Below are 25,784 nucleotides of genomic sequence, written 5' to 3'. Positions count from 1 at the left end.
GCCACCTCCATCCTTCACTTTCTTCCTTGTTTTATTGTAACAAAAAGAAAAGTCTTTTAAGATCCAATCACTTGTTTCATAAGCTTTTGACTAGACGTATCCATTCCAACTACGTCCACCTCTACACCAGCTATACGATATTTTTCCTTCACACGTTCAATCGCGGCCACACCTGATTCGTCCCATATACGCGCTTCAGACAAATCAATGACAACAGCTTGGAGATCTTTTTTCTGATCGAACGCTTGGATGAAATCAGTCACAGAAGCAAAGAAAATTTGGCCTTTTATTCGATAAATCCAAGTCCCTGCTTGGCTTTCTGTAGACGTAATATGAAGCTTCGATATTTTTGCTACAAAGAATACCGCACTAAGAAGAACACCTGCAAATACACCCTTGGATAAATCATGAGTGAACACCACCGTCACGACCGTGACAATCATGACAATAGAATCTGTTTTTGGGTTCTTTTTTAGCTGCTGGAATGAACCCCAATCAAAGGTACCAATAGAAACCATGATCATGACAGCCACAAGAGCAGCCATTGGAATTTGAACGACTACATCACCCAAAACAAAAATCAATACCATTAAAAATGCACCAGCAACAAAGGTAGAAAGCCTGCCTCGTCCCCCTGCCTTTGTATTAATCACAGATTGACCAATCATCGCACAGCCAGCCATACCACCAAAAAATCCTGCCACCACATTGGCAATTCCTTGGCCTCTCGCTTCCTTATTTTTACGACTAGACGTTTCCGTCATATCATCTACAATCTGTGCTGTTAATAAAGATTCAAGTAAACCAACCATCGCAAGTGCTAAGGAATAAGGAAAAATGATAGCAAGTGTTTCCCAGTTAAACGGTACATTTGGGATAAGAAAAACTGGCAAAGAGCTAGGCAGCTCTCCCATGTCTCCAACCGTTCTGACATCAATATGCCCAAATACAGCAATCATCGTCATCACAATAATCGCAATGAGTGGAGAGGGAACAACTTTGATGACCATCGGTAATACATAAATGATGAACAAAGCGCCACCTGTCATGATATACATAGCCATGGATTCCCCAACGAAATGCGGCAGCTGTGCCATGAAGATCATAATTGCCAACGCATTGACAAAACCAACCATCACAGACCTCGGAATAAATTTCATCAGACGAGAAACACGACACATTCCAAACACAATTTGAATCAGGCCTGTTAAAATCGTAGCCGCAAACAAATACTGCAATCCATGATCTGCAATCAAATTGACCATAACCAGCGCCATAGCACCAGTAGCGGCAGAGATCATACCTGGCCGTCCACCAACAAACGAAATCACAATCGCAATACAAAACGAAGCATACAAACCGACCTTAGGATCAACGCCCGCAATAATCGAAAACGCAATCGCTTCAGGAATTAAAGCCAGAGCCACTAAAATACCCGCCAGCACATCCTGACGTACATATCCAAACCATTCTTGCTTTACAAATAAATCTTTCAAACCATCTACTCCTTTTTATATACATACCGTACAAGGAAAAAGAAGGCGAATAAAACCCGGAGATACAGAAAGGAAAAAACAATAACCATTCAATTTCGGGGAAAAAGAGGAACGTACAGAGTCTTTTGTAAGAGAGGAAGTCATCACTTTAGTAAGGATAAAAGAAATACGCCGAAGAATCAAGAACAAATAGAAGGAGTATGTAGAAAGCTAAGGCAAAGCTTCCATCAAAATCGCTCGATTCATTTTCTAGTTTAATAAGCCGAACCAAGATCAATAAACGTTAAATATATATTTTAAAACAAACAAAAAAAGCCTTCTCATCAACGAGAAACCTTAACATTTACCATTATCATATAGAGGAAAGCTTCCAAGCGGGCTCGAACCGCTGACCTCTTCCTTACCATGGAAGTGCTCTACCTACTGAGCTATGGAAGCATGGCTCCGCAGGTAGGACTCGAACCTACGACCGATCGGTTAACAGCCGATAGCTCTACCACTGAGCTACTGCGGAATGGATAAAGTAACTTCTTCCATTGGAAGGATATAAACAAAAAGCTTGGCGGCGTCCTACTCTCACAGGGGGAAACCCCCAACTACCATCGGCGCTGAAGAGCTTAACTTCCGTGTTCGGTATGGGAACGGGTGTGACCTCTTCGCTATCGCCACCAAACCTGATGGAGAGAATGTTCTCTCAAAACTAGATAACAACGTTCATTTTTCACATTAGAATATAGGTTAAGTCCTCGATCTATTAGTATCTGTCAGCTCCACGTGTCACCACGCTTCCACCTCAGACCTATCAACCTGATCATCTTTCAGGGATCTTACTTCCTTGCGGAATGGGAAATCTCATCTTGAGGGGGGCTTCATGCTTAGATGCTTTCAGCACTTATCCCGTCCGCACATAGCTACCCAGCGATGCCCTTGGCAGAACAACTGGTACACCAGCGGTGCGTCCATCCCGGTCCTCTCGTACTAAGGACAGCTCCTCTCAAATTTCCTGCGCCCGCGACGGATAGGGACCGAACTGTCTCACGACGTTCTGAACCCAGCTCGCGTACCGCTTTAATGGGCGAACAGCCCAACCCTTGGGACCGACTACAGCCCCAGGATGCGATGAGCCGACATCGAGGTGCCAAACCTCCCCGTCGATGTGGACTCTTGGGGGAGATAAGCCTGTTATCCCCGGGGTAGCTTTTATCCGTTGAGCGATGGCCCTTCCATGCGGAACCACCGGATCACTAAGCCCGACTTTCGTCCCTGCTCGACTTGTAGGTCTCGCAGTCAAGCTCCCTTGTGCCTTTACACTCTGCGAATGATTTCCAACCATTCTGAGGGAACCTTTGGGCGCCTCCGTTACATTTTAGGAGGCGACCGCCCCAGTCAAACTGCCCACCTGACACTGTCTCCCTGCCCGATAAGGGCAGCGGGTTAGAAGGTCAATACAGCCAGGGTAGTATCCCACCGATGCCTCCACCGAAGCTAGCGCTCCGGTTTCCAAGGCTCCTACCTATCCTGTACAAGCTGTACCAACATTCAATATCAGGCTGCAGTAAAGCTCCACGGGGTCTTTCCGTCCTGTCGCGGGTAACCTGCATCTTCACAGGTACTATAATTTCACCGAGTCTCTCGTTGAGACAGTGCCCAGATCGTTGCGCCTTTCGTGCGGGTCGGAACTTACCCGACAAGGAATTTCGCTACCTTAGGACCGTTATAGTTACGGCCGCCGTTTACTGGGGCTTCAATTCGCACCTTCGCTTACGCTAAGCGCTCCTCTTAACCTTCCAGCACCGGGCAGGCGTCAGCCCCTATACTTCGCCTTACGGCTTCGCAGAGACCTGTGTTTTTGCTAAACAGTCGCCTGGGCCTATTCACTGCGGCTTCTCGGGGCTTTAACACCCTAAGAAGCACCCCTTCTCCCGAAGTTACGGGGTCATTTTGCCGAGTTCCTTAACGAGAGTTCTCTCGATCACCTTAGGATTCTCTCCTCGCCTACCTGTGTCGGTTTGCGGTACGGGCACCTCTCACCTCGCTAGAGGCTTTTCTTGGCAGTGTGGAATCAGGAACTTCGCTACTAAATTTCGCTCGCCATCACAGCTCAGCCTTCACGGGAAACGGATTTGCCTATTTCCCAGCCTAACTGCTTGGACGCGGATATCCAATACCGCGCTTACCCTATCCTCCTGCGTCCCCCCATTGCTCAAATGGTGAGGAGGTGGTACAGGAATATCAACCTGTTGTCCATCGCCTACGCCTTTCGGCCTCGGCTTAGGTCCCGACTAACCCTGAGCGGACGAGCCTTCCTCAGGAAACCTTAGGCATTCGGTGGACGGGATTCTCACCCGTCTTTCGCTACTCATACCGGCATTCTCACTTCTAAGCGCTCCACCAGTCCTTCCGGTCTGACTTCACTGCACTTAGAACGCTCTCCTACCACTGTTCGTAAGAACAGTCCGCAGCTTCGGTGATACGTTTAGCCCCGGTACATTTTCGGCGCAGAGTCACTCGACCAGTGAGCTATTACGCACTCTTTAAATGGTGGCTGCTTCTAAGCCAACATCCTGGTTGTCTAAGCAACTCCACATCCTTTTCCACTTAACGTATACTTTGGGACCTTAGCTGGCGGTCTGGGCTGTTTCCCTTTCGACTACGGATCTTATCACTCGCAGTCTGACTCCCAAGGATAAGTCATCGGCATTCGGAGTTTGACTGAATTCGGTAACCCGGTAGGGGCCCCTAGTCCAATCAGTGCTCTACCTCCGAGACTCTTACCTTGAGGCTAGCCCTAAAGCTATTTCGGAGAGAACCAGCTATCTCCAGGTTCGATTGGCATTTCACCCCTACCCACACCTCATCCCCGCACTTTTCAACGTGCGTGGGTTCGGGCCTCCATTCAGTGTTACCTGAACTTCACCCTGGACATGGGTAGATCACCTGGTTTCGGGTCTACGACCACGTACTCATGCGCCCTATTCAGACTCGCTTTCGCTGCGGCTCCGCATCTTCTGCTTAACCTTGCACGGGATCGTAACTCGCCGGTTCATTCTACAAAAGGCACGCCATCACCCGTTAACGGGCTCTGACTACTTGTAGGCACACGGTTTCAGGATCTATTTCACTCCCCTTCCGGGGTGCTTTTCACCTTTCCCTCACGGTACTGGTTCACTATCGGTCACTAGGGAGTATTTAGCCTTGGGAGATGGTCCTCCCGGATTCCGACGGAATTTCACGTGTTCCGCCGTACTCAGGATCCACTCTGGAGAGAACAACATTTCAGTTACAGGGCTGTTACCTTCTTTGGCGGGCCTTTCCAGACCTCTTCGCTTATATCGTTCCTTTGTAACTCCGTATAGAGTGTCCTACAACCCCAAGAGGCAAGCCTCTTGGTTTGGGCTGTTCCCGTTTCGCTCGCCGCTACTCAGGGAATCGCATTTGCTTTCTCTTCCTCCGGGTACTTAGATGTTTCAGTTCCCCGGGTATGCCTTCTCATACTCTATGTATTCAAGTATGGATACTACTCCATTACGAGCAGTGGGTTTCCCCATTCGGAAATCTCCGGATCAAAGCTTGCTTACAGCTCCCCGAAGCATATCGGTGTTCGTCCCGTCCTTCATCGGCTCCTAGTGCCAAGGCATCCACCGTGCGCCCTTTCTAACTTAACCATTTCTTACTTTAGAAAGAATCACTATGTGTGATGAACTTTGCATTGCATTCAATGTGAATGTATTACTTATTGTTATCTAGTTTTCAAAGAACAATCCTGTCTCGCTAGAGACATGTTTGAAGGAATGATCCTTCAAAACTAAACAAGACGAAAACGCACGCTGCTCCATATATCCTTAGAAAGGAGGTGATCCAGCCGCACCTTCCGATACGGCTACCTTGTTACGACTTCACCCCAATCATCTGCCCCACCTTCGGCGGCTGGCTCCATAAAGGTTACCTCACCGACTTCGGGTGTTGCAAACTCTCGTGGTGTGACGGGCGGTGTGTACAAGGCCCGGGAACGTATTCACCGCGGCATGCTGATCCGCGATTACTAGCGATTCCAGCTTCACGCAGTCGAGTTGCAGACTGCGATCCGAACTGAGAACAGATTTGTGGGATTGGCTAAACCTTGCGGTCTCGCAGCCCTTTGTTCTGTCCATTGTAGCACGTGTGTAGCCCAGGTCATAAGGGGCATGATGATTTGACGTCATCCCCACCTTCCTCCGGTTTGTCACCGGCAGTCACCTTAGAGTGCCCAACTGAATGCTGGCAACTAAGATCAAGGGTTGCGCTCGTTGCGGGACTTAACCCAACATCTCACGACACGAGCTGACGACAACCATGCACCACCTGTCACTCTGTCCCCGAAGGGAAAGCCCTATCTCTAGGGTTGTCAGAGGATGTCAAGACCTGGTAAGGTTCTTCGCGTTGCTTCGAATTAAACCACATGCTCCACCGCTTGTGCGGGCCCCCGTCAATTCCTTTGAGTTTCAGTCTTGCGACCGTACTCCCCAGGCGGAGTGCTTAATGCGTTAGCTGCAGCACTAAGGGGCGGAAACCCCCTAACACTTAGCACTCATCGTTTACGGCGTGGACTACCAGGGTATCTAATCCTGTTCGCTCCCCACGCTTTCGCTCCTCAGCGTCAGTTACAGACCAGAGAGTCGCCTTCGCCACTGGTGTTCCTCCACATCTCTACGCATTTCACCGCTACACGTGGAATTCCACTCTCCTCTTCTGCACTCAAGTTTCCCAGTTTCCAATGACCCTCCCCGGTTGAGCCGGGGGCTTTCACATCAGACTTAAGAAACCGCCTGCGAGCCCTTTACGCCCAATAATTCCGGACAACGCTTGCCACCTACGTATTACCGCGGCTGCTGGCACGTAGTTAGCCGTGGCTTTCTGGTTAGGTACCGTCAAGGTGCAAGCAGTTACTCTTGCACTTGTTCTTCCCTAACAACAGAGCTTTACGATCCGAAAACCTTCATCACTCACGCGGCGTTGCTCCGTCAGACTTTCGTCCATTGCGGAAGATTCCCTACTGCTGCCTCCCGTAGGAGTCTGGGCCGTGTCTCAGTCCCAGTGTGGCCGATCACCCTCTCAGGTCGGCTACGCATCGTCGCCTTGGTGAGCCGTTACCTCACCAACTAGCTAATGCGCCGCGGGTCCATCTGTAAGTGACAGCCGAAACCGTCTTTCATCCTTGAACCATGCGGTTCAAGGAACTATCCGGTATTAGCTCCGGTTTCCCGGAGTTATCCCAGTCTTACAGGCAGGTTACCCACGTGTTACTCACCCGTCCGCCGCTAACATCCGGGAGCAAGCTCCCTTCTGTCCGCTCGACTTGCATGTATTAGGCACGCCGCCAGCGTTCGTCCTGAGCCAGGATCAAACTCTCCGAAAAAGTTCAAAACCGAAGTTTTGTTTTTCGCCAGTTTGACTGACTACCTATGATGTATCATAGGATTTTTTTATAAAAACTCGAATTAACAGGTACGTTTTGTCTTGTTTAGTTTTCAAAGATCATCTTCGCCGTTCTTAGCGGCTTTAATAATATAACATTTCGCTTCATCTTATGTCAACAACTTTTTTCAAGTTTATTTCCCGAAGCGTTTGTGTTTGTCACTGTGTGTCAGCGACGATTAATAATATATCACGAAAACATTCTGTTGGTCAACGCCTTTTCAGAACTTTTTTTAAAATAGTTTTATCGTGCATGTCAAACCCTTGTCCTGCATACAATCAAGTAACAATCTTGGACAAGGCAGGAGTGTTTGAATTGAGTCGATTATATGTGTTGCCTATTAAACGGCTGAAGCAAGTAGTCATTATTCTTGTAGCAGCCCTTGCAGCTGCAACCTTTTTTTATGTACAAAAGGCACCGCCGCTGTCGGTATTTAAAACAGAACAAGGACCCCGAGCGATTTATAAAGGAGAGACCTCATCAAAACATGCATCCCTTACGTTTAATATTGGCTGGGGAGACGAGAAGGCTGTTCCTATTTTAAATGTCCTCCGAGAGTACGATATAAAGAACGCCACTTTCTTTCTGTCTGCTTCTTGGGCTGAGCGTCACCCGGATATTGTGAAAAGGATTAAAGAGGATGGCCATCAAATTGGCAGCCTTGGCTATGCATATAAAAATTATAGCCAGCTGGAAGAAAACGAAATTAAGCGAGATCTTGTCCGTGCACAAAATACATTCCAAAAGCTTGGACTGGAAGACATTCAATTATTAAGACCGCCAACTGGGCAATTTAATGAAACGGTATTGAAAATTGCAACACAGTATGGCTATACCGTTGTACATTACAGCATCAATTCTCAAGATTGGCTGAACCCGGGCGTCGACCAGATTGTTCATAATGTAAATGATCGAATGAAAAGCGGAGACATCATTCTCCTTCACGCCTCAGATTCAGCCACCCAAACCGCTCAAGCCTTACCAGCTATTTTAAAACACTTAAAAGATAAGAATTTAAGAAACGTCACGGTTGGCGAACTTATCTCTAATACAAAAACAAAGTCAACTGAGGTTAAGTAGCTTTTGCTTTTGAAAACCGCGGCATAGCTAATAACTGAAACGCATTACAACCTAATAGCGGGAATAGCATTAAATACAGCCAGTCCTCTTCATTGACTCTAAGCGCCGGAAACCATTCTAACGACGTAATGACGACCATGAGAAACATTGCAGAAATAAATGTTTTCTTAGAGGACTGCTGCTGTTTAAAATAAGACACGATCAATGCAAACACACCGATAAAAACAGGCAGCCACAAGTATGGAAGAAATGATTCATTCTCCCCGAAAAACAAAAACCGCAAATAAGCTAAATCAAACAGCACGAAAATCACAAGGAATAACTGAATGGTATTCCATAAAGAATGCGACCTGAAAATCTCCAGCGCAAACCGGTGCACTGTCAAAAAGACAACAAACCCCATCTGACTGATTACACTAAAGATCATCCCCACACCAATAAACCAAAATAACACAGACGCAATCTCTAAAATCTCAAACGATACAAACAGCTTCTGATATTTCCCCCACTCCAGCGCAAAACCTACCACGCTTGTAATGACCGCTCCAACAGCCAGCACAGAGAAGAAAAAACGAACTAAATCCCGACTTTTCATTGAATTGACCCAACCCCTATTTTTGTTATGTATAAATTCACGTGAAACATTCATATTAAAAGTAAGACATGTAACGAAAGGAGCCACAGTATGTCAAAAGGCATCTTGCGTATAATGAGCTGTTTTCTTCTTTTATCTCTAACAGCTTGTGCTCCCAAAACCCAATCCTCATCTAATATGGACTATGACGAAACGAAAAAAATGGTCGTCGATATTTTGAAAACAGATGACGGTAAAAAGGCCATTCAACAGTTATTAAATGACGAGGCAATGAATGAAGCTTTGGTAATGGATGAACAAACTGTGAAAAAAACAATAGAGAAAACACTGACTTCTGATAAAGGCAAAGAGTTCTGGAAGAAGGTCTTTGAGGATTCTAAATTTGCCGAGACTTTCGCAAAATCCATGCAGCAACAGCATGAAAAAATGTTAAAACAATTGATGAAGGACCCTGACTATCAACAAATGATGATGGATATTCTCAAGGATCCTGAAATGGAAAAGAAATACGGTGAACTGGTCAAAAGCAAAGAGTTCAGAAAGCACTTAGAGAAAGTCATCACAGAAACATTGAGCAGCCCTCTCTATAAGAAGAAATTCGAAGATGAGCTAAAAAAAGCAGTCTCTGAAAGTAGCAATGATTCCGGTTCACAAGGAAGCGGCAGTTAAACATCACCCGAGTGGCACAAGGTCCACTCGGGCTTTCATTATGCTTTCACTGCTAATTGTTCAATGACTTTATTAGCAATGTGTTGATACACTTCCCCTGTCGGATGACTCTCATCATAGACGGAAGGTGCAAAATCGTCCTCATTCCAATCAGGCTGTCTTAAAGGGATTTGACCAAGAACTGATACACGCAGCTCCTCCGCCAGCTTGTCCCCGCCGCCTTTTCCAAAGACATATTCCTTCTCACCTGTTTTTTTGCTTTCATAGTAACTCATATTCTCAACGACCCCTAGCACCTCGTGATCTGTTTGCAGTGCCATTGCGCCTGCTCTAGCAGCAACGAAAGCCGCTGTTGGATGCGGTGTCGTCACAATGATTTCTTTACAGCTCGGAAGCATCGTATGAATATCAAGTGCCACATCACCTGTTCCAGGCGGAAGGTCTAATAGTAAGTAATCTAATTCTCCCCACTCTACTTCGTGGAAGAAGTTATTTAGCATTTTACCAAGCATCGGTCCTCTCCAAATGACCGGTGCGTTTTCTTCAACAAAAAAGCCCATTGAAATCACTTTGACGCCAAAGCGTTCCACAGGAATAATCTTTTCCCCTTTAACTGTCGGTCTGACGGTGATTCCCATCATATCCGGTACGCTAAAGCCGTAAATATCAGCATCGATCAGTCCCACTTTTTTCCCTAGACGAGCCAGTGCCACAGCCAGGTTAACGGAAACAGTTGATTTCCCAACGCCGCCTTTTCCACTCGCAATCGCTAAGAACACAGGCGGATTTTTAGAGTTGAGCAAATTTTCTTCCTCATCCTGGGACGGCATAAACTTTTCAAGCGTTTCTTGAGGCAGTTCTTCAAAACGAAGTCCTACAGTGTTCGCGCCCGCTGCTTTTAAAGCTTGTACGATGTCTTGCTGCAGCTTCATCTGCTCAGCAGTGCCTGTCTTGGCAATCGCCACTTTTAAGCTCACATGTTCTTTTTCAGGCTTTAGGCTGATTTCCTTGATGGCATCCAGCTCACCAAGCGGTATATGAAGGAAAGGTTCGTCCATCTTCCCAACTAGTTTTCTCACATCATCTTGTCCGATCATAGCAGAACCTCACCCTTTATTGAATTCGTTTACAATCCAAGTATATCATACATATCCTTACAATGTCTGTCCTCTTTGCCTGCGATAAACAGGAAAAAGCCCCTTATTCAGGCGGCTCTTTTTGCTCTGTTAAATATCTGAGAATGCCTTTATAAATTGAAGCAGCAATTTGATCCTGATATTTAGGAGTCGCCAGCTGACCAGCCTCTTTTGGATTCGATAAAAATCCTATTTCGACAAGCGCTCCTGGCTTCGTGACATTTTGCATTAAATAAATCCCATTGATTCGCTTCGCCTTGCGATCTGTGTTTTCAAGATTGTTGCGCAATTCATCTTGAATGAACTTCGCTGCTTTTTCATTCTCTTCATACTTTCCGTAAAAAAACGTCTGGGCCCCGCTCCATTTGTTCGATGGGATCGCATTTAAATGTATGCTTAAATAGAGATCCGCTTCAGACTCATTGATGACTTTCACACGGTTTCTCAAATCCTCCGCTTTCTTTCGGGCATAACCCTTTGTATTCTTTGATGATAAATCAGAGTCATCCTCCCGGGTCATGAGAACAAGCGCTCCCTGCTCCTGCAAATAGTCTCTTATCTTCATGGACACATCCAGTGCAATCTCTTTTTCGAGCAGCTCGCCGCCAACAGCACCGCCATCTGGACCGCCGTGACCCGGATCTAAATAGATGATCTTGCCGCTCAAAGGCAAGTTCCACGATTTCCACGAATCATCATTTAGAAACTGAAATCTGAATAAGAATAAGAGGACAATAAACCCGATTAAAAACCCTGTCCATTTCAGCTTTCTTTTCATCCCTGTCCCTCCCATACACCATTATTTTATAGATATGGGACAAGGGCTGGAAATATGCTTAGTGCAGGCGAAGCTTATGCCTTTTTTCTGATTCCCGAAAGCCTTCCTGCCACCACTTACTTAAAAATTCCTTCGCAAATGGATACAGACACGACATCTTACGCTCCATTTGGAACATATTCCCCCACGATTGCAAACACCCTGCTAGCTCCTCAACCAGTTCATCTTCTTCATGAACTGACCGCTTTTTTATATCATCGAATGATTCACCATACTTACTAGACTCACCATATCTCCCACCTGCTAAAAAAGCCTCAATGGCGAAATCAATACAGCCATCACTCATAATCCCAGCTGGATCATCTGCAAATGGGAACAGCTTCTTCGTGAATTTCTCTGAAGCGACCGTCACCTGTTGAAGAGACAATGTACGCAACAGCTTCTTTTCAAGCGTGACATCTCGTTTTGTTTTCAATTGATAAAATGAAAGAACTTCTGCCATGGACTGAACTCCTTTTTTTCTTTGTATTGTTCGTTGGTTTGAACAAAACATGCAGTTCAGTAAATGGAAATCAATGAGCTAACGGATTGGAAAATTGTGATAAAATGAACATATATATAGAAAGAATAGAAAAGGGGCAAAATTCATGAAGAAATGGATGTATATCCTATTGCTACTAACAGTCGTCTTGTCTGGTTGCAACAGTCAAGCAACCGAGCAAAAGAGCGACATAAAAGAAATAGAAGACATATCATTAAAACAGCTTTCCAAACACAAAAATTCTTATATTGGAGACAATGGAGCAGTCGGCGCTATTTTATCAGATCTTCCAGGTAACGTGATTCGCGAGTATGAAATCGTAGATGAAAAAGCGCTAAAAGTGACATACGGCGTGAAAGAAAATACCAATGATACAGAAGAACAGTTTGATTCATTTTGGTTTGATAAGAAGGATACCATTGAAAAAAACTACTTATATAATGCATTGGCACTTTTTATTCTTATCGATAACGTGGAGCAAGTGACACTCAAGATGAACGCTAAAGACGAGCCATCCGTCACGTTTAAAAGAAAACAGCTACAAAAAAAGCTGCCTCACTCTTTTAAAGTGTACAAAGACGATACAGCGCTTTGGCAAAAGGAACTGGTTGATGGAGTTGTGAAGTCAAAAGATAAACGTCTAGATGTATACAATGCGTTTCCCATCAAGAAATAATAAAAACAGAGGGCGTCACCCTCTGTTTTTTGATAATTATGTAGTAAAAGCTTGAATCAATCGTTGTCGAAAGTTTTGATCTGCTACTACGGTAAGTATAAATTCATCGAACACTTCCCCCATCCAGTGAGAATTCTCCGCTTTCAGGTCATTGATGAATAGAGAAATCGATATAGTTGATGTATCCGTTTTTCGATATAAAGCAGCAGTGACAACAAACAACGTCGATCCACCTTTATACCAAATATATTGATCTGTTTCCGTCTTCAATATTTCTCCCAGCACAATTTGGCTAAAAAGACGCTTTTCTTCTGTTGTTAACAGCTCATCCTGTAGACGTTTCATAAAATGTGCATATTGATTCGTTGTAGACCTTGTCATCTTTTGCGTCAGTAAAGATTGAATACGCAAGCTTAACAAGTTCTTTTTCATCAATTTTTCTTCTAACGCCTTTTTATGCTCCGGGTCATTTTTCATGATATGAAAAATCTCAATCATCAGAGATTTGTATTGTTCATCAGTTACATCGCTTATTTGCTTTAATGCATCCTGCTCATGATCAGATACATAGGCTGGCCACAACACCTTGGGTGTCAGCGGCATGAGTTCATCATGTTCTGTAAGACCTGCTTGTTTCATCTGATCATTGATCTTTTCTAAGTCGAGCAAGTCAATCAAATAATCAGTACAAGCATTCGAACTGAATTGCATCATCCCTTTGGCAACATCTAATAAAGTTGCATGCTCAGAAAAATCGTTGACCTCTAGCCAGTATGTGTGAGCACCGCCATCGGTTCTATCAATATAAAACCGCTCTATATCAGACAATGCCACTTTTTCATTTAGCTTGATGTCACCGCTGGATACAGCTTTAACAAAATGAAACAAAACCATTAATTTCATCGTACTTGCAAGTGGTGTTTTTTGATTACCATTCCATTCTAATACCACATCTTCATTTTCAATAATTGTTACTGATACGTTCTTTTTGTTTTTCCTGACAAATGTCAAAAGATCCTCTTTTGTTTTCTTCAAATGTTTCTCCTTTCCAAACCACTATAGATTCTCGTCTCCAATATAACAAAAATTTGAAACAAAGGCACAAAAAAGCAAAGGGTTGTGAATACCTTTGCTTCTTGGTGTGTTTATTTACGAAGAAGATGCAGTTTCATCCCATCATGCGTAGCTTCAAATCCCAACTTTTCGTAAAAACGGCGTGCTTCTGGCCTCTGTTTGTCTGTTGTCAGCTGAATCATATGACAACCGCGGTCACTTGCGCGTTGAATAGCCCGTTTGATCAACAATGTGCCAATTCCTCTTCCTCTATGAGTCATGGCTGTACGAACTCCTTCTATTGAAGCTCTCCATCCACCTTGATACGTTAGAAATGGAATCATTGTTAATTGGAGAACACCGACTACCTCTTCCCGATCACAAGCGACGATTAATTCATTATTGGGATCCGCTTCGATCGAATGAAAGGCATTGAGGTAGCTTTCTAATAATGGACGAGTGTAGCGTTCTCTGTTTTGGCCTAATTTGTCATCTGAAAGCATCAAAACGATTTTGTCGAGGTCTCCTTGGACGGCTTCTCTAAATGTCAATTGATTCAGATTCAATGAACACACCCCCTATAATGGAATGGAAACTTTTATTCATTCGCCAAAATACCAATTAACAGCGTTTTCATATAAAATTTTATCCGCTGCTTCCTCATCAAAAAGATGTTGAATCAATTCAATATCACCGTATTCAAATGGACGTTTCGCTCTTGTAGATGGAAGGTCTGTACCAAACATCAGTGCATCAGGATTCGTTTGATAAATTGATGTCAACGCATGTTCCACGTTTAAATCAACGCGTCCAAAACCTGTTGCTTTCACTCGAACCCCTTTTTCAACCAGCTTGAGCAAATGCGGCAAACCTTCTTCAGATAAGCCTAGATGATCAATGGAAACGGCCGGCAGCTGTTCAAGCGTTGATGAGATGTCAGGGAGATGCTTAGCGTCTATGTAAATCTCACTATGCCACCCAGCCAGCTCATACACCCTTCTCGCAAAATAATCGAGCTTCGAAATATCCTCCGAACCGCCCCGCTTCACATTAAAACGTAAAGCCTTCACCCCATGTTGATCCAAATGAACAATTTCATCATCAGTTGCCGTAAAAGGTAATTGAGTCACGCCGAAAAAAGCCGGACCCAGTTCATCTAGCGCTTTCAACAAATAGCCTTGATCAAAGCCTTGAAATGACCCTGAGACGATGGCTCCACCTAAAATCCCTAGATCAGCCGTCTCTCTCTTATAATCATCCACCACATAACTAGGCGGTGTATACCCTTGGTTTTCTTGAATGGGAAAATTAAAATCAATGATATGAAAATGTGCATCAAAGATCCTCATGCCCGCGCCCCTCTTCTGCTTATTTGACCTGATTATATCAATTAAAAAAGCCAGAGAATATTCGGGATGATGAATTACTTCATATTATGAAAACTTATTAATCCTTCTTTACAAACCATTCCTCTTGTAAGATGGCATAGTAAAACTCATCCCACCACTCATTTTCTTGTGGGATACACTGTTTAAAATATCCCTCTCTCCTCATCCCCATTTTTTCCATCACTCTCCATGACGGCACATTTTCAGGCTGACAAGTGGCAATGATTCGATGTAAATTCATTGTGTGAAAACCATAATGTAGGACAGCATACGCCGCTTCAGAAGCAAAGCCTTTGTTTTGATATGCAGAATTGAAGACCCAGCCAATTTCATATGTGTGCTCACCAAAGTAAGGATGAAACACGATATGCCCGATGCATGTATGATCTTCTTTTAGTAGAACAGCAAAATTCTTGGCCGTCTCAAGACGATTATTTTTGACAAAATCCCGCGCCTCTTCTTTAGAAAAAATACCTTCTGGCATATACTTCATCACCGCTAGATCAGATGTATATGCATAGACATCCTGCCAATCATCCTCATTAAACGGTCGAATGAGACATCTTTCTGTTGTTAGATTCATAAATGCCATCCCCCTTTAACATCATTTTTTAAACAAAAACCTGACTATGATCCTATTTTATATGTTTCCAAACAGAAAAAAACACAAATAAAAAAAGCACCAGCAAGATGCTGATGCTTTTCATATATGGTTTGTCTGTACAAACCTTTGTAAAACGTCCATACAATATAAAATTGATTAACGTTTTGAGAACTGAGGTGCGCGACGCGCGCCTTTAAGACCGTATTTCTTACGCTCTTTCATACGAGAGTCACGAGTAAGAAGTCCAGCACGTTTAAGTGGTGTACGGTACTCAGGATCTACTTCTAGAAGAGCACGAGAGATACCGTGACGAATTGCTCCAGCTTGACCAGAGAATCCACCACCGTGAACATTTACAAGAACATCGTAGCTGTTAGCTGTTTCTGTGATGTTCAAAGGCTGTTTCACGTCTTCGATTAAAGCAGCGAATGGAATGTATTCAGTAATTTCACGATTATTAACGACGATACGGCCTTCACCTGGAACTAAGCGAACGCGCGCTACAGAACTTTTACGACGACCTGTACCGTAATATTGAACCTGTGCCAAATTGTTAACCTCCCTTATAATTAACCGCGAAGTTCGTAAACTTCAGGTTGTTGTGCTTGATGTGGATGCTCAGAACCACGGTACACATTTAATTTTTTGAACATTTGACGACCTAGTGGACCCTTTGGAAGCATACCTTTGATAGCAAGCTCCAACATTTTTTCAGGGTAGTTTGTACGCATCTCAAGAGCAGTTCTTTGTTTCAAACCACCTGGGTGCATCGTATGACGGTAGTAAATTTTGTCCGTCAATTTCTTACCTGTTAATTCAATTTTCTCAGCATTGATGATGATCACGTGATCACCTGTATCAACGTGTGGTGTATAAGTTGGTTTGTGCTTACCGCGCAAAAGTGATGCTACTTCAGTAGAAAGACGACCTAGAGTCTTACCTGCCGCATCAACCACTAGCCATTTGCGCTCAATTGTGCTTGCGTTCGCCATTGGTGTTGTACGCATGAGTTTCCCTCCTAAATAAATCAATGAATTTTCCTGAATCAAATGCTACGTTCTATTTCAAAACACAGATAAGTCTTCCGGGGCTTATTTGTGGGGTTGAAATACATACCATATGATATCTTATAACTTTCTGCTTCCTGTGTCAAGAACATGTTACACCTGGTTTAGTTGTCATAGAAAACTTCCCATAAATACAGTCCGTGACTGGGCGCAGTCTTGCCTGCCGCTTCGCGATTTCGGGCGGCAAGCATGGCTTTTATCTCCTCAGGGTGAAATTTACCAGAACCAATTTCAAGTAACGTGCCGGCTATAATTCGCACCATGTTGTATAAAAAGCCATTCCCTCTCACACGCATTTCAAGCCCGTCTGAGACGTTTTTCCACTCGAGGGTATAAATCTCCCTCACCTTGTCCTGAACCTCTGTATTGGCCGCACAAAAGCTTGTGAAATCATGTGTGCCAATCAGGTGCCCAGCGGCTTCTCTCATTTTGTCGACATCCAGCGGATAAGGATAGTGACAGGCATACTGTCTCGTAAACACATTTTGGTGCGTTTCCGTTGAGACCCTATAGCGGTACTCCTTCGAAACGACACTAAAACGTGCATGAAACGATTCATCCACTTTCTCAGCCTTTAGAACCCTGATGTCATCAGGCAGTAGACTATTGAGGGCAAAAGGCCATCTCTCCATCGGAATGGCAAGCGGGGTGTCAAAATGGATGACCTGCCCCTTTGCGTGAACGCCACTGTCTGTCCGGCCAGAAGCCACAATCGGAATCAGTTCGTCTTGTTTATGCATTCTAGCAAGAGCAGATTCAATCTCCGTTTGTACAGTTCGCTGTCCTGGTTGCACTTGATACCCTTTAAAATGTGTCCCATCGTATGATACGGTACATTTTACTTTCATCTAGGCATCACCTAATTTCTAAGCAGCACAAGGAGTGCTGTTAACAGGATGAATAGAAGCAGCGTGAACGTGTCTTTCATGCCCCAGACAAGCTGACGGTATTTTGTACGCCCTTCTCCCCCGCGGTAGCCTCTCGCTTCCATAGCGGTCGCCAATTCCTCCGCACGCTTAAACGCACTGACGAAAAGCGGGACAAGCAATGGAACAATCGCTTTTAAACGATCTTTCACGGGTCCGCTTGTAAAATCAACACCTCTTGCCATTTGTGCTTTCATGATTTTGTCTGTTTCTTCGAGTAAAGTCGGAATAAATCGAAGAGAGATAGACATCATAAGAGCAAGCTCATGAACAGGCAGCTTGATTTTACGGAAAGGATGCAACAGCTTCTCCATACCGTCTGTCACTTCAATAGGTGTTGTCGTCAACGTCAGAAGTGTTGTCATCATGATGAGATAGACAAAACGGAGTGAAATGAAAATCCCCTGTTTTAGACCTTCTTCATAAATATTCAGAAAACCAAAGTGAAAGAGCAAAGCGCCATCCTTTGTCATGAAGATATGCAGAATAAAGGTAAACAGAACAATCCAAAGGATGGGTTTCATTCCTTTGAGAATAAAGTACAGCGGCACCTGAGACACCATCACCACAAGAATAGTGAAGACACCTAAAAGCCCATAAGTGATGTAGTTATTCGCAAAAAAGACAATAAAGACAAAAAAGAAAATTGATAACAGCTTTGTCCTTGGATCAAGACGATGGACAAAGGATGTACCTGGCACATATTTGCCGATAATCATACTATCCATCATGATGTCGTGTCCTCCTGATATAAAGCTGTTAAGGCTTCTGCCATTTCATCCATGGTCAGAAGCGGTCTTGGAAACGTCATCCCAAGCTTTTCTTCGACAGCCTGCTGGAATTTTATCGTTTCCGGGAGGTCCAGTCCGAAAGAAGACATGTCTGTACGATTGGCAAATAGCTCCCTCGGCGTACCTGTCGCCTTTACTGTTCCTTTGTGCATCACAATCATTTGATCCGCATAATGAGCGGCATCTTCCATACTGTGTGTCACAAGGATCGTCGTCAGGTTGGCTTTTTGATGAAGCTCATAGAACATGTCCATGATTTCTTTACGTCCGCGTGGATCTAATCCCGCAGTCGGCTCATCAAGCACAAGCACTTCTGGCTCCATCGCTAGAACACCTGCAATCGCCACACGTCTCATTTGACCACCGCTTAATTCAAAGGGTGATCGAGATAACAAGGATTCAGGAAGGCCTACAAGCTTCAGCATCTCTTTAGCCTTGGCTTCTGCCTTTTCTTTTGGAACGCCGAAATTCATCGGACCAAAACAGATATCCTTCAGAATCGTCTCCTCAAAGAGCTGATGTTCAGGAAACTGAAACACGATACCTACCTTTTTGCGAAGAGATTTCAGTTCCTTCTGCTTCTTATTGGCTTGTAAGACCGTATCTCCAAGCGCAATGCTCCCTTTTGTTGGTTTGAGCAGTCCATTTAAATGCTGCAGCAATGTCGACTTGCCAGAACCCGTATGACCAATGACAGCAACATAGCTGCCTTCTTTGATGGAAGCATTGACATCATACAAAGCGAGACGCTCAAACGGCGTTTTCATTTGATAACGATGCTCTAATTCTTTGATCGTAATGTCCATAGCTCTTTCACCAATCCTTCTTGTGTCAAATGGGCATTTGCAAGCGGCACACCTTGCTGCTTCAATTGCTTACTCAACCGGTAGGAAAATGGCAGATCAAGTCCAATCTGAACCAGCTGTTCATCTAGTTCAAATACTTCCTCTGGTGTTCCCTCGGCAAATTTCTTCCCGCCATTCATCACAATGACACGGTCTGCCTTCGCAGCCTCGTCTAAATCATGTGTGATGGAAATGACCGTGACCGTTCCTTGTTCCTTCAGCAGTCTGACGGTTTCTAACACTTCTTCACGGCCAATCGGATCAAGCATTGATGTTGCTTCATCCAAGATCATGATGTCAGGGCTTGCGGCAAGTACACCTGCGATTGCTACTCTCTGCTTTTGCCCGCCTGATAGATGGTGCGGCTCTTGATCAAGAAACTCCTGCATATTGACCTGTTTGACAGCCCAATCTACACGCTCTATCATCAATTCCCGCTCAACCCCGTTATTTTCTAAACCAAAAGCCACATCATCACGAACCGTTGAGCCAACGAATTGGTTGTCTGGGTTTTGAAAGACCATACCGACCTTTTTGCGAATATCCCAAACACTTTCTTCTTTCAGCTCAATCTCACCAACCTTGACCGTTCCTGCATCCGGTAAAATGAGCCCATTCAGTACACGGGCAAGTGTGGATTTACCTGAACCGTTGTGGCCAACAATGGCAAGCCATTCATTTTGATTCACATGCAATGACACTTGGTCTAAAGCGGGCTTGTCCGCATCTTTGTGATAACGAAATACAATGTCTTTTACGTCAATTAATGTCTTCTCCATCTCTACCGGACCTCCTCTCAGCTCAACCTCTACTTTGCCTATTGCTAAAAAGCCGTAGTATCTAAAAAAGGGCATAGATCCAGTTATGAACTGTCCCGCCCTTTCTTAGATACACGATATGTGATTAAACTAATTCAATGACAGCCATTGGTGCGCCATCGCCGCGACGAGGTCCAAGCTTCATGATACGAGTGTATCCACCTTGGCGATCTTCGTAGCGAGTTGCAACGTCAGCGAATAATTTTTGAAGTGCATCTTGGTTTGTTTCAGCGTTAGCTACTTCGTTACGAATGTAAGCTGCAGCTTGACGGCGAGCATGAAGATCTCCGCGTTTGCCAAGAGTGATCATTTTTTCAACTACAGAGCGAAGTTCTTTCGCACGTGTTTCAGTTGTTTCGATGCGTTCGTTGATGATCAAATCAGTCGTTAGGTCACGAAGCATTGCTTTACGTTGTGCACTAGTGCGTCCTAGCTTTCTGTATGCCATGTGATGTCCCCTCCTTAATTAGAGATGCTGTATGAATAAAAAACACACGAAAATCCTAGTTCACAATGAAACTAGTCAATCGTCTTTACGAAGACCCAGTCCAAGTTCTTCTAGTTTCGCTTTCACTTCTTCAAGAGATTTACGTCCAAGGTTACGAACTTTCATCATATCCTCTTCTGTCTTGTTAGCAAGCTCTTGAACAGTGTTAATACCCGCACGCTTCAAACAGTTGTAAGAACGAACAGAAAGATCAAGCTCTTCAATTGTCATTTCAAGCACTTTTTCTTTTTGGTCTTCTTCTTTTTCAACCATGATTTCTGCATGCTGAGCTTCGTCAGTTAACCCAACGAAAATATTTAGGTGTTCAGTTAAAATCTTAGAACCTAGAGCGATCGCTTCTTTCGGTCCTGTGCTTCCATCAGTCCATACATCTAGTGTTAATTTATCATAGTTTGTGATTTGCCCAACACGGGTGTTCTCCACTTGATAAGTTACACGAGATACAGGTGTATAGATTGAGTCGATCGGAATCACGCCGATAGGCTGATCGTCTCTTTTGTTTGCATCAGCAGGATTATACCCGCGACCTCTTTGTGCAGTCAAACGAACACGGAAGCTCGCATTTTTGCCAAGAGTTGCGATGTGAAGATCTGGATTTAAGATTTCAATATCGCTGTCGTGTGTAATATCAGCAGCTGTTACAGTTCCTTCATCTTGTACATCAATTTCAAGCGTCTTCTCTTCTTCAGAGTAGATTTTGAGTGCAAGCTTTTTAATGTTTAAGATAATCGTTGTAACATCTTCAACCACGCCTTCGATCGTTGAGAATTCGTGTAAGACACCATCTATCTGGATCGATGTTACAGCTGCACCAGGAAGTGAGGATAAAAGGATACGACGAAGGGAGTTCCCTAAAGTGGTACCATATCCACGCTCAAGTGGCTCTACGACAAACTTGCCATACTTGGCATCGTCGCTGATTTCAACCGTTTCGATTTTTGGTTTTTCAATTTCGATCATCTAATAAAACCCTCCTTCAAAACGTCGAAACCTCGAATAGAATCATATGAGATTCCATCCGAAATTCCTCATTGTTTAGTCCCGTATGTGCTCAGGCAACGAGTCGTGTATTCGTCTCATAAATAACTGTATCATAACCCATTATTGACAGGGACACAAAATCTATACAAACAAATTACACGCGGCGACGTTTTGGTGGACGGCATCCGTTATGAGGAACTGGAGTTACGTCTCTGATTGCAGTAACTTCAAGACCTGCAGCTTGAAGCGCACGAATTGCAGCTTCACGACCAGAACCAGGACCTTTAACAGTTACTTCAAGTGTTTTAAGACCATGTTCGATAGAACCTTTAGCAGCAGTTTCAGCAGCCATTTGTGCAGCGAAAGGAGTAGATTTACGAGAACCTCTGAATCCTAATGCACCAGCACTTGACCAAGAAATTGCGTTTCCATGAACATCAGTAATCGTTACAATCGTGTTGTTGAAAGTGGAACGGATATGAGCGATTCCAGCTTCAATATTCTTTTTCACGCGACGTTTACGCGTATTTTGTTTACGAGCAGCAGCCATTCTTTAACTACCTCCTTTACTTATTTTTTCTTGTTAGCTACAGTACGACGCGGACCTTTACGAGTGCGCGCGTTGTTTTTTGTGTTTTGTCCACGAACAGGAAGTCCTCTACGATGACGGATTCCGCGGTAGCTTCCGATTTCAATTAGACGCTTAATGTTAAGTGAAACTTCACGACGAAGGTCACCTTCTACTTTAAGTTTGTCAATGATATCACGGATTTTACCTAGTTCGTCTTCAGTTAGATCGCGAACGCGAGTGTCTTCAGAAACACCTGCTTCTTTAAGGACTTGTTGAGCCGTCGTACGACCAATTCCAAAAACATATGTTAAAGAAATGACAACACGCTTATCACGTGGAATATCTACACCAGCAATACGAGCCATGATTTGGGCACCTCCTTGTTATTAGCCTTGTTTTTGTTTATGTTTTGGGTTTTCACAGATCACCATTACTTTTCCTTTTCTGCGAATCACTTTACATTTTTCACAGATAGGTTTAACAGATGGTCTCACTTTCATGTGTTTCCAACCTCCTTCTTCCGGAGTTGCTTTATTTGTAACGGTACGTAATTCTACCACGAGTTAAGTCATATGGAGATAATTCTACCGTAACTTTGTCTCCAGGTAAAATGCGAATGAAGTGCATACGGATTTTTCCTGATACATGAGCCAAAACTGTATGACCATTCTCTAGTTCAACTTTGAACATTGCATTTGGCAAAGTTTCTGCTACAGTACCTTCCACTTCAATTACATCGTCTTTCGCCATTCAAGTGTTCTCCCTTCTTCAAATCAGTAACTTGCTCTCTGATAAATATCCAAATGAGATGTTCTCAATTGTCCATCTATCACCCGACCTGTTTTGAATATACTGTTCTGAACTTCCGGAGATACGCAATCATAAAAGGTTAAATGATTGATATTTTTTCTTAGGAGAATGAATTTACGCTTTTCTCCGTCTGCGATTAGTACATGGCAGCCATCGAACACGCCGATGACAACTGTATACTGATCTTGTTCTTTCCTTGGACTATACAGACAACCTGCCCGATTTGGGCCTGAAAGGCTTCAGTGAAGACCTAAATCTTAGTCAGTATATCAAAACCTGTATCTGTAATCGCAATCGTATGCTCAAAGTGAGCACACTTTTTCCCATCAACCGTTACAACCGTCCAGTTATCAGCCAGTGTTTTCACATATCGGCTGCCTGCGTTCACCATCGGTTCGATGGCCAACACCATTCCAGGTTTGAGCCGTGGGCCTTTGTTCGGCGGACCATAATGAGGAATTTGAGGGTCCTCATGAAGATCCTGTCCGACCCCATGTCCAACATATTCTCTAACAACTGAGAAATTCTCACCTTCAACATACGTTTGTATGGCATGGGAAATGTTTGACAGACGTTCACCTGGCTTTGCTTCCTGTAAGCCCTTATATAGAGATTCCTCTGTGACTTCCAGTAGTTTGCGGTCCTCATCACTGATTACCCCAACTGGATATGTCCAAGCAGAGTCACCATGATAGCCATTTAACTTTGCGCCGATATCGATACTAATGATGTCTCCATCACGTAAAACCCGTTTACCAGGAATACCGTGAACGAGTTCTTCATTCACCGAAACGCAAATGCTCCCGCGAAAACCATTATACCCTTTAAAAGATGGGATTGCACCCTGCTTTGTAATAAAACGTTCGGCAATTTGATCCAATTCTTTTGTCGAAATACCTGGTTTTATGTGTTTCTTCAGCTCTTCATGAGTCAGTGCGACAATGCGTCCAGCTTCTCTCATAATCTCAAGCTCGCGAGGAGTTTTACAGATAATCATTTATTTAATCCCCCAAGCAGGTCCTTGATATCAGCGTAAACATCGTTAATGTGCTTCGCACCATCAATGTTTGCAAGATATCCTTTTTCTGAATAGAAGTTCAGTAAAGGTTCAGTCTGCTTTAAGTTCACTTCAAGTCTTGTCGAAACGGTTTCTGCATTATCATCTGCACGTTGATAAAGCTCGCCTCCACACTTGTCACAAACATTTTCTTTCGCAGGTGGATTGAATACTAAATGATATGTTGCTCCGCAATCTTTGCAAATTCTTCGGCCAGTCAGACGCTCCATCAAAGCATCTTTATCGACTTTAATATTAATGACATAATCAATCGTTCTGCCAAGGTCCTTTAGAATGTCTTCTAAAGCTTCAGCCTGAGCGACTGTTCGCGGAAATCCGTCCAGAAGAAAACCTTGTTCACAATCATTCTTGCCAAGTCTTTCTCTAACAATACCGATTGTGACCTCATCAGGAACAAGCTCTCCTTTATCGATAAAGGATTTTGCTTCGAGCCCAAGTTGTGTCTCCTCTTTCATAGCAGCACGGAACATATCTCCTGTTGAGATATGAGGGATCCCATAATCATCAACAATTCGTTCTGCCTGAGTGCCTTTACCAGCACCCGGAAGCCCCATTAAGACTAAGTTCATTTCGGATTTCCCCTTCCTTACTTAGAGAGGTTGGGCAGGAGCCCAGCCCTCTGTTTTATTTCATAAATCCACGGTAGTTTCGTTTCACTAATTGGCTTTCAAGCTGCTTCATTGTTTCAAGTGCAACACCTACAACAATGAGAAGACTTGTGCCGCCAATTTGTGCAGCGGAAGGTAATCCAGCGAATTGAATGAAAAAGATAGGAAGTATTGAAATCACGGCTAAGAAAATGGCGCCCACAAACGTGAGTCGGTACAAAATGCTCGTAATTCTATCTTGAGTCATTTTCCCTGGACGAACTCCCGGGATATAGCCACCCTGCTTTTGCAGATTTTCAGCCATTTGTTCAGGGTTTACTTGGACAAAGGCATAAAAATATGTGAAAGCAACAATCAGTGCTACATAAATCGTCATACCGATTGGCTTAGTATAGTCAAAGTTGTTAGTTATCCAGGTTGTCACATTATTTGTTCCGAAGAACGATGCGATCGTCTGCGGAGTAATAATGAACGAAACGGCAAAGATGACTGGAATCACCCCTGCTGGATTCACTTTCAATGGAAGGTGCGTTGCTTGACTAGCAGACATTTGTGCACGGCCAGTTCCTTTTGAATATTGAATCGCAATCTTTCTCACTGCCATTTGAATGTAAATAACACCGATAACAATGACAAGAATAGCAATCACAATAAGGGCAATTTTCAGGATTTGCATGAACAGCTGTCCATCTCCACCTACAAATTGCTGAGCGTACACTTGCTTTAATGTTTGAGGGATACCTGCGATGATACCGGCAAAGATAATAATCGAAATACCGTTACCAACACCGTGAGCAGTAATCTGCTCTCCCAGCCACATTAAAAATGCTGTTCCCGCAGTGAGTACGACCGCAATTAAGAGATACGTTGAAACACCTGGGTTTTCAATCAGCATGCCTCCTGCCATATTGTTAAATCCATATGACATTCCTAACGCCTGGATAAATCCTAGAACAATTGTAAAATACCTTGTGAATTGTGCTAATTTTCGGCGGCCAACCTCTCCTTGCTTTGACCACTCAGTAAACTTCGGTACAACATCCATCTGCAAGAGCTGGATGATGATCGAAGCAGTGATATACGGCATAATCCCCATTGCAAGAATGGAGAATTGGAAAAGTGCCCCGCCCCCAAACGTGTTGAGGATTCCGAAAACACTCATTTGATCCTGTGCCTGGAGAACTTCGGCGTTCACATTAGGCACAGGGATGAAAGCACCTATACGAAAGACGACTAACATTAAAAGTGTAAATATAATCTTATTCCGTATATCTTTCACGCGCATAAAATTGGAGATTGTCTTAAACAAG

General features: G+C 43.9%; 27 protein-coding genes, 2 tRNA genes and 3 rRNA genes. 3 read left to right on the top strand and 29 right to left on the bottom strand.

All coding sequences use genetic code 11. The features are described 5' to 3' along the window. Positions 1–56 precede the first annotated feature (56 nt). The 6 genes from ABG082_RS00990 to ABG082_RS00965 all read right to left on the bottom strand — a co-directional run bounded on the left by ABG082_RS00990 (position 57) and on the right by ABG082_RS00965 (position 6,891). Positions 57–1,496 (bottom strand): SulP family inorganic anion transporter, encoded by a 1,440-nt coding sequence (locus ABG082_RS00990; RefSeq protein WP_165378686.1) that lies wholly within the window; start codon positions 1,494–1,496, stop codon positions 57–59. Between the two features lie 365 nt (positions 1,497–1,861). Continuing rightward, a tRNA-Thr gene (locus ABG082_RS00985) sits at positions 1,862–1,934 on the bottom strand. 1 nt (position 1,935) lies between these two features. Further along, positions 1,936–2,010, bottom strand: a tRNA-Asn gene (locus ABG082_RS00980). 43 nt (positions 2,011–2,053) lie between these two features. Next, positions 2,054–2,169, bottom strand: a 5S ribosomal RNA gene (rrf, locus tag ABG082_RS00975). 61 nt (positions 2,170–2,230) lie between these two features. Further along, positions 2,231–5,161 (bottom strand): 23S ribosomal RNA (locus tag ABG082_RS00970). Positions 5,162–5,342: 181 nt separating this feature from the next. Beyond that, positions 5,343–6,891 (bottom strand): 16S ribosomal RNA (locus tag ABG082_RS00965). The 16S, 23S and 5S rRNA genes sit together here with 2 tRNA genes alongside, the layout of an rRNA operon. Before the next feature lie 375 nt (positions 6,892–7,266). On the opposite strand from ABG082_RS00965, the gene pdaB reads away from it, so the two are divergent. Next, the gene (gene pdaB, locus ABG082_RS00960; RefSeq protein ID WP_017366469.1) at positions 7,267–8,031 is read left to right on the top strand and encodes a polysaccharide deacetylase family sporulation protein PdaB; all 765 of its coding nucleotides are present in this window, start codon (positions 7,267–7,269) and stop codon (positions 8,029–8,031) included. Here the strand turns inward: pdaB and ABG082_RS00955 are convergent. Continuing rightward, a complete protein-coding gene (locus ABG082_RS00955) occupies positions 8,024–8,626 on the bottom strand; it encodes a KinB-signaling pathway activation protein (protein WP_008345196.1) in 603 nt (200 codons plus the stop codon). The two genes, pdaB and ABG082_RS00955, sit on opposite strands and share 8 nt — an antisense overlap. Before the next feature lie 90 nt (positions 8,627–8,716). Here ABG082_RS00955 and gerD point away from each other — a divergent pair, with 90 nt between their 5' ends. Next, entirely contained in the window at positions 8,717–9,295 is a 579-nt protein-coding gene (gene gerD / locus ABG082_RS00950; protein ID WP_007496366.1) for a spore germination lipoprotein GerD, read from the top strand. Between the two features lie 38 nt (positions 9,296–9,333). Here the strand turns inward: gerD and ABG082_RS00945 are convergent, their stop codons facing one another. From ABG082_RS00945 to ABG082_RS00935, 3 genes are all read right to left on the bottom strand, one after another. After that, positions 9,334–10,392: an Mrp/NBP35 family ATP-binding protein gene (locus ABG082_RS00945; RefSeq protein ID WP_017366467.1), complete on the bottom strand. Its 1,059-nt coding sequence runs from the start codon at positions 10,390–10,392 to the stop codon at positions 9,334–9,336. A 103-nt stretch (positions 10,393–10,495) separates the two neighbouring features. Continuing rightward, positions 10,496–11,209 (bottom strand): N-acetylmuramoyl-L-alanine amidase CwlD, encoded by a 714-nt coding sequence (gene cwlD, locus ABG082_RS00940; protein WP_017359175.1) that lies wholly within the window; start codon positions 11,207–11,209, stop codon positions 10,496–10,498. A 58-nt stretch (positions 11,210–11,267) separates the two neighbouring features. Then, positions 11,268–11,711 (bottom strand): YbaK family protein, encoded by a 444-nt coding sequence (locus tag ABG082_RS00935; protein ID WP_058214432.1) that lies wholly within the window; start codon positions 11,709–11,711, stop codon positions 11,268–11,270. A 145-nt stretch (positions 11,712–11,856) separates the two neighbouring features. Between ABG082_RS00935 and ABG082_RS00930 the strand changes: the two genes are divergently transcribed. Next, positions 11,857–12,426 carry a DUF4825 domain-containing protein gene (locus ABG082_RS00930; RefSeq protein WP_348936428.1) on the top strand — a complete coding sequence of 190 codons (570 nt, stop codon included), beginning with the start codon at positions 11,857–11,859 and terminating at the stop codon, positions 12,424–12,426. A 36-nt stretch (positions 12,427–12,462) separates the two neighbouring features. Here the strand turns inward: ABG082_RS00930 and ABG082_RS00925 are convergent, their stop codons facing one another. From ABG082_RS00925 to secY, 19 genes are all read right to left on the bottom strand, one after another. After that, positions 12,463–13,461 carry a serine hydrolase gene (locus ABG082_RS00925; RefSeq protein WP_272512049.1) on the bottom strand — a complete coding sequence of 333 codons (999 nt, stop codon included), beginning with the start codon at positions 13,459–13,461 and terminating at the stop codon, positions 12,463–12,465. Positions 13,462–13,571: 110 nt separating this feature from the next. After that, positions 13,572–14,045, bottom strand: coding sequence for a GNAT family N-acetyltransferase (locus tag ABG082_RS00920; RefSeq protein ID WP_255836207.1), 474 nt, complete (start codon positions 14,043–14,045; stop codon positions 13,572–13,574). Positions 14,046–14,081: 36 nt separating this feature from the next. Continuing rightward, complete coding sequence (locus ABG082_RS00915) at positions 14,082–14,828, bottom strand: amidohydrolase family protein (RefSeq protein ID WP_348936427.1); 747 nt, start codon at positions 14,826–14,828, stop codon at positions 14,082–14,084. A 97-nt stretch (positions 14,829–14,925) separates the two neighbouring features. Next, entirely contained in the window at positions 14,926–15,450 is a 525-nt protein-coding gene (locus tag ABG082_RS00910) for a GNAT family protein (RefSeq protein WP_216896181.1), read from the bottom strand. A 177-nt stretch (positions 15,451–15,627) separates the two neighbouring features. Next, positions 15,628–16,020 (bottom strand): 30S ribosomal protein S9, encoded by a 393-nt coding sequence (gene rpsI, locus ABG082_RS00905; RefSeq protein WP_007496354.1) that lies wholly within the window; start codon positions 16,018–16,020, stop codon positions 15,628–15,630. Positions 16,021–16,040: 20 nt separating this feature from the next. Next, positions 16,041–16,478 (bottom strand): 50S ribosomal protein L13, encoded by a 438-nt coding sequence (gene rplM, locus ABG082_RS00900; RefSeq protein ID WP_003217042.1) that lies wholly within the window; start codon positions 16,476–16,478, stop codon positions 16,041–16,043. 164 nt (positions 16,479–16,642) lie between these two features. Further along, positions 16,643–17,386, bottom strand: a complete 744-nt coding sequence (gene truA / locus ABG082_RS00895; RefSeq protein WP_348936426.1) for a tRNA pseudouridine(38-40) synthase TruA — start codon at positions 17,384–17,386, stop codon at positions 16,643–16,645. A gap of 11 nt (positions 17,387–17,397) precedes the next feature. Next, entirely contained in the window at positions 17,398–18,195 is a 798-nt protein-coding gene (locus tag ABG082_RS00890; RefSeq protein ID WP_008345215.1) for an energy-coupling factor transporter transmembrane protein EcfT, read from the bottom strand. Further along, positions 18,192–19,061, bottom strand: a complete 870-nt coding sequence (locus tag ABG082_RS00885; protein WP_007496346.1) for an energy-coupling factor ABC transporter ATP-binding protein — start codon at positions 19,059–19,061, stop codon at positions 18,192–18,194. The genes ABG082_RS00890 and ABG082_RS00885 overlap by 4 nt, the downstream gene beginning before the upstream one ends. Continuing rightward, a complete protein-coding gene (locus ABG082_RS00880; protein WP_008345218.1) occupies positions 19,037–19,879 on the bottom strand; it encodes an energy-coupling factor ABC transporter ATP-binding protein in 843 nt (280 codons plus the stop codon). The genes ABG082_RS00885 and ABG082_RS00880 overlap by 25 nt, the downstream gene beginning before the upstream one ends. Positions 19,880–20,003: 124 nt before the next feature. Continuing rightward, complete coding sequence (rplQ, locus tag ABG082_RS00875) at positions 20,004–20,366, bottom strand: 50S ribosomal protein L17 (protein ID WP_003216944.1); 363 nt, start codon at positions 20,364–20,366, stop codon at positions 20,004–20,006. Between the two features lie 75 nt (positions 20,367–20,441). Continuing rightward, positions 20,442–21,386, bottom strand: coding sequence for a DNA-directed RNA polymerase subunit alpha (locus tag ABG082_RS00870; RefSeq protein ID WP_003217009.1), 945 nt, complete (start codon positions 21,384–21,386; stop codon positions 20,442–20,444). Between the two features lie 175 nt (positions 21,387–21,561). Then, the gene (gene rpsK / locus ABG082_RS00865) at positions 21,562–21,957 is read right to left on the bottom strand and encodes a 30S ribosomal protein S11 (RefSeq protein WP_003217231.1); all 396 of its coding nucleotides are present in this window, start codon (positions 21,955–21,957) and stop codon (positions 21,562–21,564) included. Between the two features lie 20 nt (positions 21,958–21,977). Continuing rightward, positions 21,978–22,343, bottom strand: coding sequence for a 30S ribosomal protein S13 (gene rpsM / locus ABG082_RS00860; RefSeq protein WP_003217023.1), 366 nt, complete (start codon positions 22,341–22,343; stop codon positions 21,978–21,980). A gap of 21 nt (positions 22,344–22,364) precedes the next feature. After that, the gene (gene rpmJ, locus ABG082_RS00855) at positions 22,365–22,478 is read right to left on the bottom strand and encodes a 50S ribosomal protein L36 (RefSeq protein WP_003156543.1); all 114 of its coding nucleotides are present in this window, start codon (positions 22,476–22,478) and stop codon (positions 22,365–22,367) included. Positions 22,479–22,509: 31 nt separating this feature from the next. Beyond that, on the bottom strand, positions 22,510–22,728 hold the full coding sequence (gene infA, locus ABG082_RS00850; protein WP_003217190.1) for a translation initiation factor IF-1: 219 nt from the start codon (positions 22,726–22,728) through the stop codon (positions 22,510–22,512). Between the two features lie 310 nt (positions 22,729–23,038). Next, positions 23,039–23,785, bottom strand: a complete 747-nt coding sequence (gene map / locus ABG082_RS00845) for a type I methionyl aminopeptidase (RefSeq protein ID WP_007496338.1) — start codon at positions 23,783–23,785, stop codon at positions 23,039–23,041. Next, positions 23,782–24,435 carry an adenylate kinase gene (locus ABG082_RS00840; RefSeq protein ID WP_007496336.1) on the bottom strand — a complete coding sequence of 218 codons (654 nt, stop codon included), beginning with the start codon at positions 24,433–24,435 and terminating at the stop codon, positions 23,782–23,784. Before ABG082_RS00840 ends, map begins: the two co-directional genes overlap by 4 nt. Before the next feature lie 55 nt (positions 24,436–24,490). Beyond that, positions 24,491–25,783, bottom strand: coding sequence for a preprotein translocase subunit SecY (gene secY / locus ABG082_RS00835; protein WP_007496334.1), 1,293 nt, complete (start codon positions 25,781–25,783; stop codon positions 24,491–24,493). Between the last annotated feature and the right edge of the window lies 1 nt (position 25,784).

The sequence above is a fragment of the Bacillus sp. BS1807G30 genome (assembly GCF_040047675.1).
GTDB lineage: Bacteria > Bacillota > Bacilli > Bacillales > Bacillaceae > Bacillus > Bacillus altitudinis.
This window is presented reverse-complemented; position numbering and strand designations above follow the sequence as displayed.